This window comes from Acidovorax cavernicola (genome assembly GCF_003581445.1).
The window spans coordinates 65,844-82,877 of record NZ_QXMN01000009.1; the positions used below are offsets into that span (position 1 = coordinate 65,844).

15 protein-coding genes are annotated in these 17,034 nt (G+C 69.7%); 9 read left to right on the forward strand and 6 right to left on the reverse strand.

Features of this window, described 5'->3' with window-relative positions; genetic code table 11:
• The first annotated feature begins 23 nt into the window (after positions 1–23).
• Genes D3H34_RS10275 through D3H34_RS10295 form a run of 5 tightly spaced genes read left to right on the forward strand, consistent with a single transcriptional unit; the run spans position 24 to position 4,503 of the window.
• A complete protein-coding gene (locus D3H34_RS10275; RefSeq protein WP_119553352.1) occupies positions 24–779 on the forward strand; it encodes an amino acid ABC transporter ATP-binding protein in 756 nt (251 codons plus the stop codon).
• The gene (locus tag D3H34_RS10280; protein WP_119553353.1) at positions 779–1,522 is read left to right on the forward strand and encodes a sugar phosphate isomerase/epimerase family protein; all 744 of its coding nucleotides are present in this window, start codon (positions 779–781) and stop codon (positions 1,520–1,522) included. Before D3H34_RS10275 ends, D3H34_RS10280 begins: the two co-directional genes overlap by 1 nt.
• A 12-nt stretch (positions 1,523–1,534) precedes the next feature.
• Positions 1,535–2,488 carry a sugar kinase gene (locus D3H34_RS10285; RefSeq protein ID WP_119553354.1) on the forward strand — a complete coding sequence of 318 codons (954 nt, stop codon included), beginning with the start codon at positions 1,535–1,537 and terminating at the stop codon, positions 2,486–2,488.
• A gap of 4 nt (positions 2,489–2,492) precedes the next feature.
• Positions 2,493–3,473, forward strand: coding sequence for a 2-hydroxyacid dehydrogenase (locus D3H34_RS10290; RefSeq protein ID WP_119553355.1), 981 nt, complete (start codon positions 2,493–2,495; stop codon positions 3,471–3,473).
• Between the two features lies 1 nt (position 3,474).
• Positions 3,475–4,503, forward strand: a complete 1,029-nt coding sequence (locus D3H34_RS10295; RefSeq protein ID WP_119553356.1) for a LacI family DNA-binding transcriptional regulator — start codon at positions 3,475–3,477, stop codon at positions 4,501–4,503.
• Here D3H34_RS10295 and D3H34_RS10300 read toward each other — a convergent pair.
• A complete protein-coding gene (locus tag D3H34_RS10300) occupies positions 4,469–6,130 on the reverse strand; it encodes a GMC family oxidoreductase (RefSeq protein WP_119553357.1) in 1,662 nt (553 codons plus the stop codon). The two genes, D3H34_RS10295 and D3H34_RS10300, sit on opposite strands and share 35 nt — an antisense overlap.
• Before the next feature lie 157 nt (positions 6,131–6,287).
• Here D3H34_RS10300 and D3H34_RS10305 point away from each other — a divergent pair, with 157 nt between their 5' ends.
• Positions 6,288–6,935: a response regulator transcription factor gene (locus D3H34_RS10305; RefSeq protein ID WP_119553358.1), complete on the forward strand. Its 648-nt coding sequence runs from the start codon at positions 6,288–6,290 to the stop codon at positions 6,933–6,935.
• A gap of 13 nt (positions 6,936–6,948) precedes the next feature.
• On the opposite strand, the gene D3H34_RS10310 is transcribed toward D3H34_RS10305, so the two are convergent.
• Genes D3H34_RS10310 through D3H34_RS10320 form a run of 3 tightly spaced genes read right to left on the reverse strand, consistent with a single transcriptional unit; the run spans position 6,949 to position 10,214 of the window.
• The gene (locus D3H34_RS10310) at positions 6,949–8,034 is read right to left on the reverse strand and encodes an agmatine deiminase family protein (RefSeq protein ID WP_167481168.1); all 1,086 of its coding nucleotides are present in this window, start codon (positions 8,032–8,034) and stop codon (positions 6,949–6,951) included.
• 46 nt (positions 8,035–8,080) lie between these two features.
• Complete coding sequence (locus tag D3H34_RS10315) at positions 8,081–9,250, reverse strand: agmatine deiminase family protein (protein WP_286185604.1); 1,170 nt, start codon at positions 9,248–9,250, stop codon at positions 8,081–8,083.
• Positions 9,251–9,302: 52 nt separating this feature from the next.
• Positions 9,303–10,214: a LysR family transcriptional regulator gene (locus D3H34_RS10320; protein ID WP_119553359.1), complete on the reverse strand. Its 912-nt coding sequence runs from the start codon at positions 10,212–10,214 to the stop codon at positions 9,303–9,305.
• Positions 10,215–10,312: 98 nt separating this feature from the next.
• On the opposite strand from D3H34_RS10320, the gene D3H34_RS10325 reads away from it, so the two are divergent.
• Positions 10,313–11,380: an agmatine deiminase family protein gene (locus tag D3H34_RS10325; protein ID WP_286185605.1), complete on the forward strand. Its 1,068-nt coding sequence runs from the start codon at positions 10,313–10,315 to the stop codon at positions 11,378–11,380.
• 2 nt (positions 11,381–11,382) lie between these two features.
• Here the strand turns inward: D3H34_RS10325 and D3H34_RS10330 are convergent, their stop codons facing one another.
• Both D3H34_RS10330 and D3H34_RS10335 read right to left on the reverse strand, forming a co-directional pair.
• The gene (locus tag D3H34_RS10330) at positions 11,383–13,134 is read right to left on the reverse strand and encodes an ATP-binding response regulator (protein ID WP_119553361.1); all 1,752 of its coding nucleotides are present in this window, start codon (positions 13,132–13,134) and stop codon (positions 11,383–11,385) included.
• Between the two features lie 130 nt (positions 13,135–13,264).
• A complete protein-coding gene (locus D3H34_RS10335) occupies positions 13,265–14,026 on the reverse strand; it encodes an IclR family transcriptional regulator (RefSeq protein ID WP_119553362.1) in 762 nt (253 codons plus the stop codon).
• Between the two features lie 96 nt (positions 14,027–14,122).
• Between D3H34_RS10335 and D3H34_RS10340 the strand changes: the two genes are divergently transcribed.
• The gene (locus D3H34_RS10340; RefSeq protein ID WP_119553363.1) at positions 14,123–14,920 is read left to right on the forward strand and encodes an enoyl-CoA hydratase; all 798 of its coding nucleotides are present in this window, start codon (positions 14,123–14,125) and stop codon (positions 14,918–14,920) included.
• 7 nt (positions 14,921–14,927) lie between these two features.
• Complete coding sequence (locus D3H34_RS10345) at positions 14,928–17,015, forward strand: acetate--CoA ligase family protein (protein ID WP_119553364.1); 2,088 nt, start codon at positions 14,928–14,930, stop codon at positions 17,013–17,015.
• Positions 17,016–17,034 lie beyond the last annotated feature (19 nt).

Here is a 17,034-nt window from a genome sequence, read left to right on the forward strand (position 1 = left end):
GAGGCTGAAGAAGGAATCCTGGCATGACGACGGAATCGATCATCCGCATGGAAGCGGTCAACAAGTGGTACGGTGAATTCCAGGTGTTGACCGGCATCGACCTGTCGGTGCGCCAGGGCGAGCGCATCGTGATCTGCGGGCCTTCGGGCTCGGGCAAGTCCACGCTGATCCGCTGCATCAACCGGCTCGAGACGGTGCAGAAGGGCCGCATCGTGGTCGACGGCATCGACCTCACCGCGGGCGGCAAGAACGTCGACGCGGTGCGTGCCGAGGTCGGCATGGTGTTCCAGCAGTTCAACCTGTTCCCGCACCTCACCATCCTCGAGAACTGCACGCTGGCGCCGATGCGCTCGCGCGGCATGACCAAGGCGCAGGCGGAAGAGGTGGCCATGAAGTACCTCACGCGGGTGCGCATTCCCGAGCAGGCCGGCAAGTACCCCAGCCAGCTCTCGGGCGGACAGCAGCAGCGCGTGGCGATTGCGCGCGCGCTGTGCATGGCGCCCAAGATCATGCTGTTCGACGAGCCCACCTCGGCGCTCGACCCCGAGATGGTCAAGGAAGTGCTTGACACCATGATCGGCCTGGCCGAAGACGGCATGACCATGCTGTGCGTCACGCACGAGATGGGCTTCGCCCGCAGCGTGGCCGACCGCGTGATCTTCATGGCCGACGGCAAGATCGTCGAGCAGGCGCCGCCGGGCGAGTTCTTCAGCAACCCCAAGGACGAGCGCACGCGCCAGTTCCTGGGCCAGATCCTCAGCTCGCACCAAGCCCACTGATGGCCTTCGAAGTCCTGATTTCTCTGTCGTCCTTCGGTGCGGCCGAGGTGGGGCGGCACGGCCAGCTCTGGTGTTCGCAACTCTCGCGTGCAGCCGGTGCCGATTCGGTCGAAGTGCGCGGCGAGATGCTGCGCGATGCAGATGCGGAACTGCCTGCGTTGCACGGCCTCGCGTCGGTCTACTCCAGCCCCGAGGGGCTGTGGGCCGAAGGCGGCATGCTCGACGGCGCCGCGCTGCAGCGCGGCATTGCCGCCGCCGAGCGCGTGGGCGCGGGGCGGCTGAAGATGGCCATCGGCGACTTCCAGGCTTCGTCGCACGCTTCGCTCGCGGGTCTGAAGACCGCACTGGCCGAAACCCGCGTCGAGCTGCTGATCGAGAACGACCAGACCGTGCGCGCCGGCACATTGGCCGCACTGCAGGTCTTCTTCGACGCGGCCGACCGCGTCGACCTCTCGCTGGGCATGACCTTCGACATGGGCAACTGGCACTGGCTGGGCGAATGCCCGCTGCAGGCCGCGCAGGTGCTCGGCCATCGTGTGCGCTACGTGCATTGCAAGGGCGCGCAGCGCCTGCCGCACAAGTGGGTGGCGGTGCCGCTGGGCGACTCGGTCGCGCCGTGGCGCGCGGTGCTGCGTGCGCTGCCGGCCGACGTGCCGCATGCCATCGAATACCCGCTCGTGGGCGACGACCTGCTGGCCGTCACCCGCGCGCAGATCGACTTCATCCGCGCCGCACGGGCGTAGAAAATTACACACATGACGCAACCCACCGCCTTCGACGTCGCGCTGTTCGGCGAGGCCATGCTGCTGCTCGTGGCCGACCGGCCCGGCCCGCTGGAAGATGCCCAGTCGTTCCACAAGCGCACCGCCGGTGCCGAGACCAACGTGGCCATCGGCCTGTCGCGCCTGGGCCTGAAGGTCGGCTGGGCCAGCCGCCTGGGCATCGACTCGATGGGCCGTGCGCTGCTGGCCGCGATGCGCGCCGAAGGCATCGACTGCTCGCACGTGATCACCGACGCGACGCAGCGCACCGGCTTCCAGTTCAAGGGCCGCGTCACCGACGGCAGCGACCCGCCGATCGAATACCACCGCAAGGGCTCGGCCGCGAGCCACATGGGCCCGGCCGATGTCGACGAAGCCTGGCTGCGCTCGGCGCGCCACCTGCACGCCACCGGCGTGTTCGCCGCGATCTCCGAGACCAGCCTGCAGGCCGCGCTCAAGACCATGGACGTGATGCGCGCGGCCGGCCGCACCATCTCGTTCGACACCAACCTGCGGCCCACGCTGTGGTCGTCCACCGAGACGATGCGCCACTGGGTCAACGAACTCGCGTCGCGCGCCGACTGGGTGCTGCCCGGCATCGAAGAGGGTCTGCTGCTCACTGGTCACGACAAGCCGGAAGACGTCGCCAGGTTCTATCGCGAACGCGGCGCGAAGCTGGTCGTCGTCAAGCTCGGCGCGGCCGGCGCCTACTACGACAGTGACGTGGCCGGCACCGGCCATGTCGACGGTTTCCCTGTGAAGGAAGTGATCGACACCGTGGGCGCGGGCGACGGCTTCGCGGCCGGCGTGGTGAGCGCGCTGCTCGAAGGCAAGAGCGTGCCTGACGCCGTGCGCCGTGGTGCCTGGATCGGCGCACGCGCCGTGCAGGTGCTGGGCGATACCGAAGGCCTGCCGACGCGGGCGCAACTCGAAGAAGCGGGGCTTTGACGCCATGACGAAAAAGAATGTGCTCGTGTTCCGGGCGCTGCCCGAAGACCAGCTCGCGCGCCTGCAGGCAGTGCACCACGTCACCGTGGCCGATCCGCGCAAGGCGCCCGAAGCCTTTGCCGCCGCGCTCGGTACCGCGAACGGGCTGATCGGTTCGAGCTACAACGTCGACGCTGCGCTGCTGGATGCGGCGCCGCAGCTCGAGGTGATCTCGAGCGTGTCGGTCGGTGTCGACAACTACCCGCTGGCCGAGCTGCAACAGCGCGGCATCGTGCTGTGCCACACGCCCGACGTGCTCACCGAGACGGTGGCCGACACCGTGTTCGCGATCCTCATGGCCACGCAGCGCCGTGTGGTCGAGCTGTCGAACCTCGTGCGCGAGGGCCGCTGGACGAAGAACATCGGCGAGGAATTCTTCGGCACCGACGTGCACGGCAAGACGCTGGGCATCCTCGGCTTCGGCCGCATCGGCCAGGCCGTGGCGCGCCGCGCCGCGCTGGGCTTCGGCATGCCGGTGCTGTACCACGCGCGCCGCCCGGTCGACCTGGCCGCGCAGGCGCCCGAACTGCAGGGCCGCGCCACGCACACGCCGCTGGACGACCTGCTTGCGCGCGCCGACATCGTGCTCGCGATGCTGCCGCTGACCGATGCCACGCGCGGCATGATCGACGCCGCTTTCTTCGCGCGCATGAAGCCGGGTGCGTCGTTCATCAACGGTGGCCGTGGTGCGACGGTGAACGAAGCCGCGCTGCTCGATGCGCTGGACCACGGCACGCTGCGCGCCGCCGGGCTCGACGTGTTCGCGAAGGAGCCGCTGCCGTCCGAGTCACCGCTGCGCACGCACCCGCGCGTCACGCCGCTGCCGCACATCGGCTCGGCCACGCACGAGACGCGGCATGCGATGGCGGAGCTGGCGACGACGAATCTGTTGCAGGTGCTGGCGGGCGAGACGCCCACCGCGCGCTACGACACCGCCTCCGCCTGAGATGAAACCCACCGGCCGCGCCACCATCGCCGACGTCGCCGAAGCCGCCGGCGTCTCCAAGGCCACCGTCTCGCGCTTCCTCAACCACCGCGAGCGCTTGCTGAGCCCCGACATCGCCACGCGCGTCGAGGCGGCCATCGCCAAGCTGGCCTACTCGCCGAGCCCGATGGCGCAGGCGCTGAGCCATGGCCGCTCGCGGCTCATCGGCCTGATCGTGGCCGACATCACCAACCCGTACTCGGTCGCCGTGCTGCGCGGCGCCGAGAAGGCCTGCCAGGACGCCGGCTACCTCGTGATGCTGTTCAACCTCGGCAACGAGAGCGAACGCGAGCGCGAGGCCATCAATGCGCTCGCGGGCTACCAGGTCGACGGCTTCATCCTCAACACGCTGGGGCGCGGCAGCAACGTGGTCGACGCGGTCACGCTGCACGGCAAGCCGGCGGTGCTGGTCGACCGCCGTCACACCGGCATGCACACCGACTTCGTCTCGCTCGACAACCACGCCGCCATGCGCGACACCTGCGGCCATCTGGTCGAGGGCGGTTACCGCGAACTGCTGTACGTCACCGAGCCGCAGAAGGGCGTCAGCTCGCGGCGCGAACGCACGGCCGCGTTCGGTGCCTGCGTGGCTGCGCACGAGCCGCGCGTGGCGGGGGAGGTCTTCGAATCGGTCGAAGGCGAGAGCGACGCACTCGACGAGGCCCTGCGCGCGCTGCGCCAACGTGCCAAGCGAGGCCGCCGTGCGGCCGTGGTCGCGGGCAATGCGGTGGTCACGCTGCGCGTGGCGCAGGCCATGGCGCGACTCGACTGGCAGTTCGGCGCCGACCTGGGCTTCGTGGGCTTCGACGATCCCGAATGGGCCTCGCTGATCGGCCCCGGCTTGAGCACCGTGGCTCAGCCCACCGACGAAATCGGCCGCGCCGCGGCCACCTGCCTCATCGAACGCCTGCGTGGGCTCGACGCGGCGCCGCGTCAGCTGTTGTTGCCCGGCGAGCTCATGGTGCGGGGGTCATCTCAGGCACAGCCGTAGTCGCCTGCGCGGAGGCGGCCGGCGCTCGCATCCAACCGGCCGCACGCTCCGCGATCATGATCGTCGGCGCGTTGGTGTTGCCGCCGATCAGCGTCGGCATCACCGAAGCATCGACCACGCGCAGGCCCGCGATGCCGTGCACGCGCAGCTGCGGGTCGACCACCGCCATCGCATCCACGCCCATCTTGCAGGTGCCCACCGGGTGGTAGATGGTGTCGGCGCGTGCGCGGATGTGCTGTTCGAGCTGCGCATCGGTGTGCGCGTCGGCGGTGTAGACCTCGCGATGGCGATACTTCTCGAGCGCGGGCGAGCGCATGATCTCGCGCGTCTTCTTCACGCCCTGCAACAGCAGCGCCATGTCCTCGGGGTCGGCCAGGAAGCGCGGGTCGATGCGCGGCGCCGAGTCGGGGCTGGCGTCGTTCAGGCGCACATCGCCCCGGCCCTTGGGACGCAGCACGCACACATGGCACGAGAAGCCGAAGCCTGCATGCAGCTTGCGCGCGTGGTCGTCGGTGATCGCGATCACGAAGTGCAGTTGCAGGTCGGGCCGGCGCAGCTCGGGCGAGGACTTGATGAAGGCGCCGCCTTCCGCGAAAGGCGTGGCGACCATGCCCGTGCCGTCGCGGCGCCACCGGCCGATGGCCTTCAGCAGGTGCAGTCCGCCGACCGGGCCGATGCCGAACATGTCGGTCTGCTTCGACTTGTAGGCGACGATGAAGTCGGTGTGGTCCTGCAGGTTCTGCCCCACGCCGGGCAGCGCATGCCGCACTGCGATGCCGTGGCGCGCGAGTTCGTCGGGGTCGCCGATGCCCGAGAGCATCAGCAGCTGCGGCGAGTTGAAGGCGCCGCCGCACAGCGCCACCTCGCGGCGTGCGCGGATGGTTTCGACATTGCCGCCGCGCCGCACCTCGACGCCCACCGCGCGGCGGTCTTCGAGCACCACGCGCAGGGCTTGCGTGCCGGTCAGCACCGAGAGGTTGGGGCGCTGGTCCATCACCGGGTGCAGGTAGGCTGCGGCGGCCGAGCAGCGCTCGCCGTTCTTCGCGCCGCCATGGAATTGCGTGACCTGGTACAGCCCGGCGCCTTCCTGCTCGGGGCCGTTGAAGTCGTCGTTGCGCGCAATGCCGCACTCGGCGGCAGCGCGCACGAAGGCTTCGCTGATCGCGCGCGGGCTTTGTTGCTCCGACACCTGCAGCGGACCGTCGGCGCCGTGCAGTGCGCTCGCGCCGCGCTGGTTGCCTTCGGCGCGCAGGAAGTGCGGCAGCACCTCGTCGAAGCTCCAGCCGGCGCAGCCCGCGCGCGCCCAGTCGTCGTAGTCCTCGCGATGGCCGCGGATGTAGAGCATGGCGTTGATGGCGCTGGAGCCGCCCAGGCAGCGCCCGCGCGGCTGGTAGCCGCGCCGCCCGTTCAGGCCGGACTGCGGCACGGTCTGGTAGGCGTAGTTGTTGAGGCGCGGGCGGCCCGGCAGCATCGCGACCACGGCGGCCGGCGCCCGCACGAGGATGCCGCGGCCGTCGCCGCCGGCCTCGATGAGGCAGACCGTCACCGACGGGTCTTCGCTCAGGCGCGAGGCCAGCGTGGCGCCGCCCGAGCCGCCGCCCACGATCACGTAGTCGAATTCCGCCATGGCTTGGGTCCTTGTTGTCGTTGGATGTTGGGAGCGCCGACGCGCCGATGCGTGCCCCGGCATTGTGGCCAGCGTCTCTGGGGTCGGACCCAGCGGGTTTCCCCTGCCGGCCACAGGAAACCGTGGGAAGGGCGCGGCTTGCCGCCAGAATCGGCGCATGTCCGCCACCATCCTGCTGATCGACGACCATGCGATGTTCCGCGAGGGCCTGTTCCTCGCCCTGCGCGAGGCCGAGCCCTCGATGACTGTCGCCACGGCCCGCAACGGCGCCGAGGCGCTCGACGCGCTCGCCACCTTGCCCCGGCTCGATGCGGTGATGACCGACTACTACCTGCCCGACCTGGGCGGCGCGGCCTTGCTGGGCGAGCTGCACCGGCGGCGCAGCGGCCTGCGCATCCTGGTGCTGTCGGCCTCCGAAGACCCACAGGACATCGACACCGCGCTCGACGCGGGCGCGCAGGGCTTCGTGCACAAGTCGGCCGACAGCCAGCAGCTCATGGATGCGCTGCGCCGCGTCATGGCGGGTGAGCAGAACGTGGTGCAGGCCCTGCCGGCGGGCGCTGCGGCGCTGCCCGTGCTGTCGCCGCCCACCGATGTGCTGAGCACGCTCACGGCGCGGCAGGCCGAGGTGCTGCAACTGCTGTGCGAAGGGCTGCGCAATGCCGAGATCGCGCTGCGCCTGGCCACCAGCGAGAAGACGATCAAGGCGCACATCTCCGCGATCTTCGGCGCGCTCGGCGTGACCAGCCGCACGCAGGCCGTGATCGCGGCGCGGCGCGCGGGCATGCTCGGACGCCCGCGCTAGCGCCTGAGCTGCATCAGCGCGGCTGCTGCTGCGTCGTGCAGTGGATGCCGCCACCGCCGGCGGCAATGCCGTCGATGTCCAGCTGCACCACCTCGCGCCTGGGGAACAGCTCACGCAGCAGCGCGCGGGCGTTGCCGTCGGCGCGCGCATCGCCGAACTGCGGCGCCAGGACGGCGCCGTTGCAGACGTAGAAGTTGATGTAGCCCGCCGCGAACTCGTCGGTCTCGAAGGTGCTGCGCACCGTCTCCGGGCCGCGCAGCACTTCCACGCGCAGGCGCTGTCCGCGCGCGTCGGTGGCTTGCTTCAGGATCTCCAGGTGGCGCCGGGTCACGGCATGGTCGTAGGAGTCGGGGTCGTCGTCCAGGCCTGCGACCACCACGCCCGGCGCGGCAAAGCGCGCGTAGAAGTCGGTGTGGCCGTCGGTGATGTCGCGGCCCGCGATGCCGGGCAGCCAGATGATCTTGCGCAGGCCCAGCAGGCGCTTGAGTTCGGCTTCGCAGGCCTCCTTGCGCAGGCCGGGGTTGCGGTTGGCGTTGAGCACGCAGCTCTCGGTGATGATCGCCGTGCCCGCGCCATCGACCTCGATGCCGCCGCCTTCGAGCACGAGCCGCGTGGTCAGGCGCTGCACCTCGGCGCTGTCGGTCACGTACGCGGCCACCTCGGCGTCACGCGAATGCGACTGCTTGTTGCCCCAGCCGTTGAAGTTGAAGTCGACACCGGCCCACTCGCCCGCGCTGCTGCGCACGAACACCGGGCCGGTGTCGCGCATCCAGAGGTCGTCCACCGGCTGAACCTCGAAGGTCACGCGGTTGCCGCACAGCCGGGCGGCCAGGTCGTACTCCTGCTCGCGCACGAGCATGTGCACGGGCTCGAAGTTGGCGATGGTGCGCGCGATGCTGGCCAGGTGCTCGCGCGCCGGCTTCACCAGGCGCCGGCCCCAGACTCGTTCGCTCACGCCGAAGGACATCCAGGTGGCGCGGTGCGGGTCGCCTTCGTCGGGCATGTGCCAGGTGTCCGGCGCCGCGGCGATCGAAGACGACGCGGCGGCCAGGCCCAGGGGCGCAAGGCCCATGCCGTGCAGCAGGCGGCGGCGGGTCATCGGGAAATGCATGTCGGTCTCCGCAATCTGGGGCAAGGGCGCGGGATCACGCCGGTTCCTGTTGGGTCGTGCAGTGGATGCCACCGCCGCCCGCGGCGATGGCGTCGATGTTCAGCTGCACCATCTGGTGGCTCGGCAGGTGGGCCGCCAGCGCGGCGCGAGCCGCATTGTCCGCCGCGGCGTCGCCGAACTCGGGCAGGAACACCGCCTTGTCGGTGAGCAGGAAGTTCACGTAGCCGGCGGCGAACTCCTTGCGCGCATAGGTCGGGCGCACCTGGCTCGGCGTGGCCAGCGTGACGATCTGCAGGGCGCGTCCGCGTGCGTCGGTGGCGCCGGTCAGCAGCTCCAGGTGGCGGCGCGTCACGGCATGGTCGAACGAGTTGGGGTCGGTCTCCAATGCGGCCACGACCACGCCGGGCTTGAGGAAGCGGGCATAGAAGTCGGTGTGGCCGTCGGTGATGTCGCGGTCGGCGATGCCGGGCAGCCAGATGATCTTGTCCAGGCCCAGCATGCGCTTGAGTTCGACCTCCGCCGCCGCCTTGCTCACGCCCGGGTTGCGGTTCGGGTTGAGCACGCAGCTCTCGGTGATGAGGGCGGTGCCCTGTCCGTCGACCTCGATGCCGCCGCCTTCCAGCACCAGGCTGCTGCGCAGCAGGGGCACGCCGGCGAGTTCGGCCATGCGCGCCGCCACGGTGGCATCGCGTGCATGGGGCTGCTTGTTGCCCCAGCCGTTGAAGTTGAAGTTCACGGCGGCGCGCTCGCCCCGGGGGTTGCGCACGAAGACGCAGCCGGTGTCGCGCATCCAGAGGTCGTCGATGGCGTGCTCGATCAGGTGCACGTTGGAGCCGCACAGCTGGCGGGCCGTGGACACATCCGCGGAGTTCACCAGCATCCGGACCGGCTCGTAGACGCTGATCGCATTGGCGATGCGCGCCAGCGCCTGGTGCACCGGCTGGCGCATTTCCGGCGTCCAGATGGACTCACGCGCCGCGAAGGCCATCCACACCGCGCGGTGCGCGTCGCCTTCGTCGGGCATGCGCCAGCCGGCGTCGGGCGAGGGCGCCGGGTTGGGTGCGGGAGCAGGCGAAGGGTTGGGCAGGGGCATGGGGAAGGGCGGCAGGTTGCCGCCGCCACCACCGCCGCCGCCGCAGGCGGTCACGAGACCGCCCACAAGGCCAAGGCCGCCCAGGGTCAGGAGAGTGCGTCGAGTTGTCATTTGAATCAGGGTTACTACCAATGAGTCCCGGATTCTCTCGACGGCTATCTATTTACACAATTGATGTGTTTTCAACTGATTGATCGATTTGCCTCATGTTTTGCGCGTCTTCCTGCGCGAATTGAAGCAGGCTGTCGAACACCCCCCGCACCAGCGGCAGACGCGAAGGGCCCTCGGCGCGCGAGATCCAGAGGCTGCCCAGCGGCAGGCGGGGGCTGTCCGCCAGGAGCCGCAGTTGCCCCGTGCGCAGGGCGTCGTCGGCCAGCAGGCGCGACACCAGCGCGATACCCCGGCCGCGCAATGCCGCGTCGAGCACCAGGCGCGGGTCGTCGTAGATCGCGGCCTTGCGCCGGCCACCGAAGTGCGCGCGGATGAAAGGGCCGATGCGGTCGCTCGTGAGGTCGTCTTCCAGGCACAGCAAGCCGAGGGCGGCGTCGTCTGTTGATGTGGCCGGGCCGACGGCCACGAGCTCGTCGGTCAGCAGCGGCACCTCGAACACGCCTTCCTGCCGCAGCGGCACGCGGGTGATGGCAATGTCCACGTCCAGCTCGTCGATGAAGCGCGCGCTTTCGTCCACGGAAATGATCGGGCACAGGTCGGGGTGCGCCTGCAGCAGCCGATCGACACGCGGCTGCAGCCAGCCGTTGGCGACGGGCGCGGGGCACACCAGCGTGACGAGGCGATCGTCCATGTAGGTTTCGATGCGGGCGAGCCCGTTGCGGATGTGCTCGAGCGACTTGCCCACGCTGTCCAGCAGCAGGCTGCCCGCCACCGTCAGCTCCACGCCGCGCCCCTTGCGCCGGAACAGCGGCTGGCCGACCTGCTGCTCCAGCTGCGAGATCTGGTGGCTGACGGCGGACTGCGAGACGAACAGCTCTTCCGCCGCGCGCGAGTAGTTGCCCAGGCGCGCCGCCGCCTCGAAGCCAATCAGGAACTTGAAGGAGGGCAATCGGGTGTTGGACATATGAGTTGCATCAATGAATTCAGCGAAGAAATGTCGCTTTTTCATCGATGGAATTCAAGTCAGAGTCGGAATCCCTGAAATTTCCTCTGAAGGATCCTGTGATTTCCAACGATTTCGACGCCCGCCGAGCCGGGCTGCGCATGCCCGCCGAATGGGAGCCGATGGCCGCGACCTGGCTGGGCTGGCCGGTGAACGACCACCGCGAAACCTTGTGGGGCGCGCACTACGACGCGGTCTGCCAGGCGTTCGGCCTGCTGGCGCGCACCATCACGCGCTACCAGCGCTGCATCGTGGCCGCGCACGCGCCGTTGGCGGAGGCGGCGCGCGAGATCTGCGGCCCGCAGGTGCACGTCGTGCCCATCGCCGCCGAAGACAACTGGCTGCGCGACTGCGGTCCGATCTTCCTGGTCGACGAGCAGCAGGTCAGCCAGACCGCGGTGGGTTTTCGCTTCAACGCGTGGGGCGAGAAGTACCACCCGCATGACGGCTGCCAGCGTGCCGCCGCGGACATCGCCGCACTGGCCGGCGTGCCGCTGGTCGGCTCGGACATGGTGCTCGAAGGCGGCGCCTTCTACGTGGACGGGCAGGGCACGTTGCTGACCACCGAGAGCTGCCTGCTGCATCCCAACCGCAACCCGGGCCTGCGCAAGCCGGAGATCGAGGTCGAGCTGCGGCGCATGCTGGGCGTGCAGAAGATCGTCTGGCTGCCGGGCCATGCGGCCGAGGTCGAGACCGACGGGCACGTGGACGGCATCGCGTCGTTCATCGCGCCGGCCCGCATTCTTTTCAATGCGGCCGACCCCGACCAGGGCGATTACTTTCGCGCGATGCAGGAGAACCGCCGCGCGCTCGAACTGGCGACCGACGCGTGCGGCCGACGCTTCGAGATCCTCGATCTTCCGGTGCCGCGCGACGTGCGCAACTACGGCAGCGCGCGCTTCTGCGACATCTACTCGAACTACATCCTCGTCAACGGTGCGGTGATCTCGACCGCCTTCGGTGTGCCGCGTGACGCGCAGGCGCGCGAGGTGTTCGCCCGCGCATTTCCCGACCGCCGCGTCGAGCTGTTGCCCATCGACGCGATCTCGCTGGGCGGCGGTGCCACGCATTGCTCCACGCAGCAACAGCCGATGCTCGGCAACCGCCTGGCCGTGCGCGGCTTCTGACGTCAGCTGGTTGTGGCAATCAACAGCGACACCGAGGCCTGCAGCTGCGCCGGATCGACCGGCTTGTGCAGCATCTGCCAGCCGCGCGCCGCCACGTCGCTCAGGCGCTTCGGGTCGGTGTCGCCGCTCACGATCAGCGCGGGAATGCCGTCGTCGTTGTATTCCTCGTGCAGGCGGTCGACCACGTCGATGCCGGTCTCGCCCGCGCGCAGGCGGTAGTCGCTGACGATGAGCGCCGGCTTGCCGGGCTGGCGCGCGGCGAGCGACAGCAGCTCGTCGCCGCTTTCGGCCGCGATCACCCGCAGGCCCCAGCTTTCGAGCAGCAGCTGCAGGCCTTGGCGGCTTTGGGCGTCGTCCTCGGCCACGAGCACGAGGCGGCCGGTGTCGGCCGGCAGCGGCGGGGGTGGCGCCTCGGGCGCGGGCAGTGCCTGCCGTGCCAGCGGCACCGTCACCGAGAACACCGTGCCCCGGCCGACGCGCGAGCGCAGCGCCAGCGGATGGCCGAGCAGCGCGGCCGTGCGGCGCACGATGGCCAGGCCCAGCCCCAGTCCCTTGGTGCGGTCGCGCTCGGGGTTGCCGAGCTGGTGGAACTCCCAGAACACCTGCTCCTGTTCGGTGGGCGGAATGCCGGTGCCGGTGTCCCACACCTCGATGCGCAGTGCGTCGGCGCCCGCGCGGCGGCAGCCGATCAGCACGCCGCCGCGCGCCGTGTAGCGGATCGCGTTCTCCACCAGGTTGCGCAGCACGCGGTCGAGCAGCGCGGGGTCGGAGTGCACCACGGCATCGCTCGCGCGCAGCCGCAGCGAGAGCGACTTGCCGGCGGCCTGCGGCGCGAACTCCAGCACGATCTGGTCGAGCAGACCGGCCAACGCAAACGGCCGCGCCTTCACGCGCACCACGCCGGCGTCGAGCCGCGAGACATTGAGCAGGCCCTCGAACAGCAGCCCCATCGCGGCGGCAGCGCGGCCGATGTTGTCGACCAGATGCCGGCTCGCCGCCGGCAGCGCCTGCTCGCGCAGCACGCCGACGAACAGGCTCAGCGCATGCACCGGCTGGCGCAGGTCGTGGCTGGCGGCGGCAAGAAAGCGCGACTTGGCGAGGTCGCTGCGCTCGGCGGCGTCTTTCTCCAGGCGCAGCTGCCGCAGCAGGTAGAGGTTCTCGAAGCGCAGCTCGAGCGAATCGACCTGCGTGCGGTACATGCGCTGCGCAAAGGCCAGCGTGACGAACAGGTAGAGCACGCCGGCCGCCGACATCACGCGCAACAGCACGTCGTCGAGCGTGCCCATCGCGAGGATCGCGGGCGCGAAGTAGGTCACCTGGAAACCGTAGAGCAGGCCCAGGTCGATGCAGTAGGCGTAGATCGCACCCGTGCCCATGGTGAGCATCGCCACCACGATGAACATCTGCTGCGGCAGCGGCACCTGCAGCATCCACCCCGCGAGCGGCAGCCCCCACAGCAACCCGCCGAGCACCGCGCCCACCACGGCGCCGCGCTGCCAACGCCGCAGCGCGCCGGGGTCGTGCTCGGCCTGCCGGTAGCGCGCGACATGCCAGGCGCGTGCTGCGGTGAGTGCCGCGTTGGCGCCGACCCACGCGAGCAGTTCCTCGTGCGCCACCGTGCCCCACAGCGCCACCACCACCAGCCCCGCGGTGAGCATCACGCCGAGCAGCGAGAACGGGAAGTTGCGCCGCAAGGCGGCCATGCGTGCGGCAAAGACGGGATCGGCGGGCGTCGTGGGAGGAGTGGCGCTCATCGGTGTGTGAGGGAGGGGAGGGCCATCGCAAGGTAATGCGTGGCGCGCAGGCCGTCATGGGACTTTAGTCCAAGGCGATGGGGCGAGATCGTGAAGCGATCTCGCTCCGCTCGCGCGCGCTCAGTGCCGACTACGCAGCCGATTCGCTGCGCGGCAACTGCGCCTTCAACAACTGCGCCATCTCCTTCTTGCGCGCCGGCGGCAACCGCGGCGTGATCGCCCCGAAGCTGATCGCCGCGAGCGTCGTGGCCGACGCCGCGAAGGTGCGGCCCACGCCCGAGACGCCTTCGGTGAGCGTGTCCACGATGTCGGCATGGCCGGCGCTGCGCGTGCGCTTGACGGCCTGCTTCATGCGCTCGCGCGTGAAACCGGCCTGTGCGTACTCGGCCGTGTGGCGCTCGAGGATGCGGTCGATCTCGGCGTCGGACAGCGCGGCCATCAGCGCGAGCCCGCCCGCGCCCAGGCCCAGCAGGCGGCGCCCGCCGACGTCGGTGGTGAACACCTTCACCGGAAAGTGCCCCTCTTCGCGGTGCAGGCACACGCAGTAGTCGCCCTGGCGGATCACGAGGAACACGGTGTCGCCGGACATGCGCGCGAGCTTTTGCATGAGGGCGCGGCAGGAGTCCACCAGCGGCACGCGCCGCATCGAGGCAAAGCCCAGCTGCATGGCGTCGATGCCCAGGCGGTAGGCCTTGCCGTCGGGGTCGCGCTCGGCGAACTGTTCTTCGGTCAGGCACGACAGCAGGCGGTGCACGGTGGAGCGCTCCAGCCCCGAGGCGGCGATCACTTCGGTGAGCTTGATGCCTTCCTCATGGTGCTCGGCCAGCAGGCGCAACAGCTGCAGCGCGCGCCGCAGGCTCTGGGCGCCGGCGGTCTCTCTGGGTTCGTCCATATAGTGGGAAAAATTGGAATTAGTGTTTGGGATGCAGGAATTTCGAAGTCTAAACTGCGCCCGCCCAAGACCCAGATACAGACCCGGAGACACGCGATGGCCTACGACACCCTCGAAATCGAACACCACGGCGCCGTGCGCCGCATCCTGCTGGCACGCGATGCCCAGCGCAACGCCCAGAGCCAGCAGATGCTGGACGAACTCATGGCCGCCTTCGACGACGCCGCGCGTGACGACACGGTGAACGCCGTGGTGCTCGGCGGCAAGGGCGCGCACTTCTCGGCCGGCCACGACCTCAAGCAGGCGCAGGCCGAGCGCGCCGACTTCACCGTGGAAGAGCGCTGGGCCTACGAAGAGCTGCGTTACTTCGACTACTCGATGCGCATCTGGGACTTTCCCAAGCCCACCATCGCGCAGGTGCAGGGCGCCTGCGTGGCGGGCGGCTTCATGATCGCCAACATGTGCGACCTCGTGGTCGCGGGCGAGTCGGCCTACTTCAGCGACCCCGTGGGCCACACGCTGGGCGCGGCGGCCACCGAGGTGCTGATCCATCCGTGGGTGATGGGCGCGCGCAAGGCCAAGGAAATGCTCTACACCGGCGGCAAGCTGTCGGCACAGGACGCGCATGCGATCGGCATGGTCAACCGCGTCGTGCCCGATGCCGAACTGGGCGACGCCGCACTGGCACTCGCGCAGCAGATCGCCAAGGCGCCGCCGTTCGGGCTGCGCCTGATCAAGCGCTCGATCAACCGCACGCTCGACGCGCAGGGCCTGCGAACCGCGCTGGCCGCGCACTTCGACACGCACCAGCTCTCGCACCTGAGCGAGGGCTTTCTCACCGCCCGCGACCGCGGCCTGGCCTCGGCCATCCAGAAGAACCCAGCCTCCGCCTGAACTGAAGATGACCTTGCACCGTCTCGAACCCCTGCTGAACCCGGCCTCCATCGCCGTGGTCGGCGCCAGCGGCAATGCCGCGCGCATCGGCGGCATGCCGCTTGCACACCTCACGAAATTCGGCTTTCGTGGGGCGATCTATCCGATCAATCCCAAGTACGAGGAAGTCTTCGGCCTGCGCTGCTGGCCCGATCTCGAATCGCTGCCCGCCGCGCCCGACCTGGTGGTGCTCGCACTGGCCGCGGCCGAGGTCACGCCGATGCTCAAGCGCTGCCAGGCGCGCGGTGTGCGCGCCGTCATCGTCTATGCCGCCGGCTTTGCCGAGGCCGGTGAGGCGGGCGCCGCGCTGCAGGCCGAGCTGGAAGCTTTCGTCGCCACCACCGACATGGTGGTCGCCGGCCCCAACGCCATGGGCTTCGCCAACCTCAACACGCAGGCCCACACCAACTTCGCCTCGGTGTTCAACACCGCGCCGATGCAGCAGGGGCCGGGCCGCGTGAGCCTGCTCACGCAAAGCGGCAACGTGTGCGCGGCGGTGTACGCCATCGCGCGGCGGCTGGGCGTGGACTTCAGCCACTTCATCAACACCGGCAATGAAGCCTGCGTCGACTTCGCGCAGTACCTCGAGTACCTGGCACAGGACGATGCGACCGAAGTCGGCATCGGCTACATCGAGGAGCTGCGCGACGGCCCGCGCTTCATGGAGGCGGCGGCCGAGTTCGTGCGCCGCGACAAGCTGCTCATCCTCTACAAGGCCGGCGAGACCGAGAAGGGCTCCGAGGCCGTGCGCTCGCACACCTCGGCGCTGGCGGGCGACCAGCAGATCTACCAGGCGGCGTTCCGCCAGCTCAACATCATCCAGAGCCACGACTTTGCGCAGATGGCGCAGCTTGCGCACCTGGCGGGCTACCGGCACCGCAGCGCGGGCAAGCGCGTGGCGATCATCACGATCTCGGGCGCGCTGGGCGCGATCCTGGCGGACAAGTTCATCGGGCAAGGGCTCGATGTGCCGACGCTGCCGCAGCCGTTGCAAGACCAGTTGCGCGCGGGCATTCCCGACTACGGCATGGTCTCCAACCCGGTCGACGTGACGGGCAACGTGGTGAACGACCCCGGGTTCGTGCGCACCGCGATGGACGCGCTGGCCACGTCGGACGCGATCGACGCCATCGTGGTCTACGCGCCGGGCTACATGCTCGACCGCATGGCCGACGACCTGTGCGCCGTGGCCGAGGCGCACGGGCGCCTCATCGTCGCCATCGACACCGGCGCCGCGAAGACGCGCGAGCAACTGCGCGCGGGCGGCGTGCCGGTGTTCGAGGACATCGGCGTGGCGGTCTCGGCGCTGTCGCCCTTCCTGCTGTGGCAGCAGCGTCGCAAGCACAACCCATGGCTGCAGGTGCGCAGCCAGCCGGCACCCGCGCGCGCCGCACTGGCGGGGCGTGCCGACGAGCACACCACCAAGCGCTATCTCGCCGAGTTCGGCGTACAGCCGGTCGCCGAGGCCGTGGCGCGCACGGCCGACGAAGCCGCGGCCGTGGCCGAGCGGCTGGGTTTTCCGGTCGTGCTGAAGGTGCTCAGCGCCGACATCGCGCACAAGACCGAGGCCGGCGGCGTGCGTTTGCGGCTGGGTAATGCGCAAGACGTGCGGAAGGCCTTCGACGAAGTGATGGCCTCGGCGCGCGCCTATGCGCCCACGGCGCAGATCGATGGCGCGCTGCTGCAGAAGATGGAAGCAGGGCAGGCCGAACTCATCCTGGGCGCCACGCGCGACCCGGTGTTCGGCATGACGCTCACCGTGGGCCTGGGCGGCGTGCTGACCGAGCTGTACAAGGACGTGAGCCACCGCGTGCTGCCGGTCGACGAAGCCATGGCGCGCGACATGCTGGGCGAGCTGAAGGCCTTTCCGTTGCTCACGGGCTACCGTGGCCGGCCGCTGGGCGACGTCGAGGCCGCGTGCCGCGCCATCGCCGGATTTTCACGCGCCGTGCTGGCGCTGCAGGAACAGGCAGACGAGGTCGAAGTCAACCCGCTGCTCGTGAAGGAACAGGGCCAGGGCGTGCGCGCGCTCGACGCGCTGGTCCTGGCTTCGTAGACGGAACCACAACCAGAAC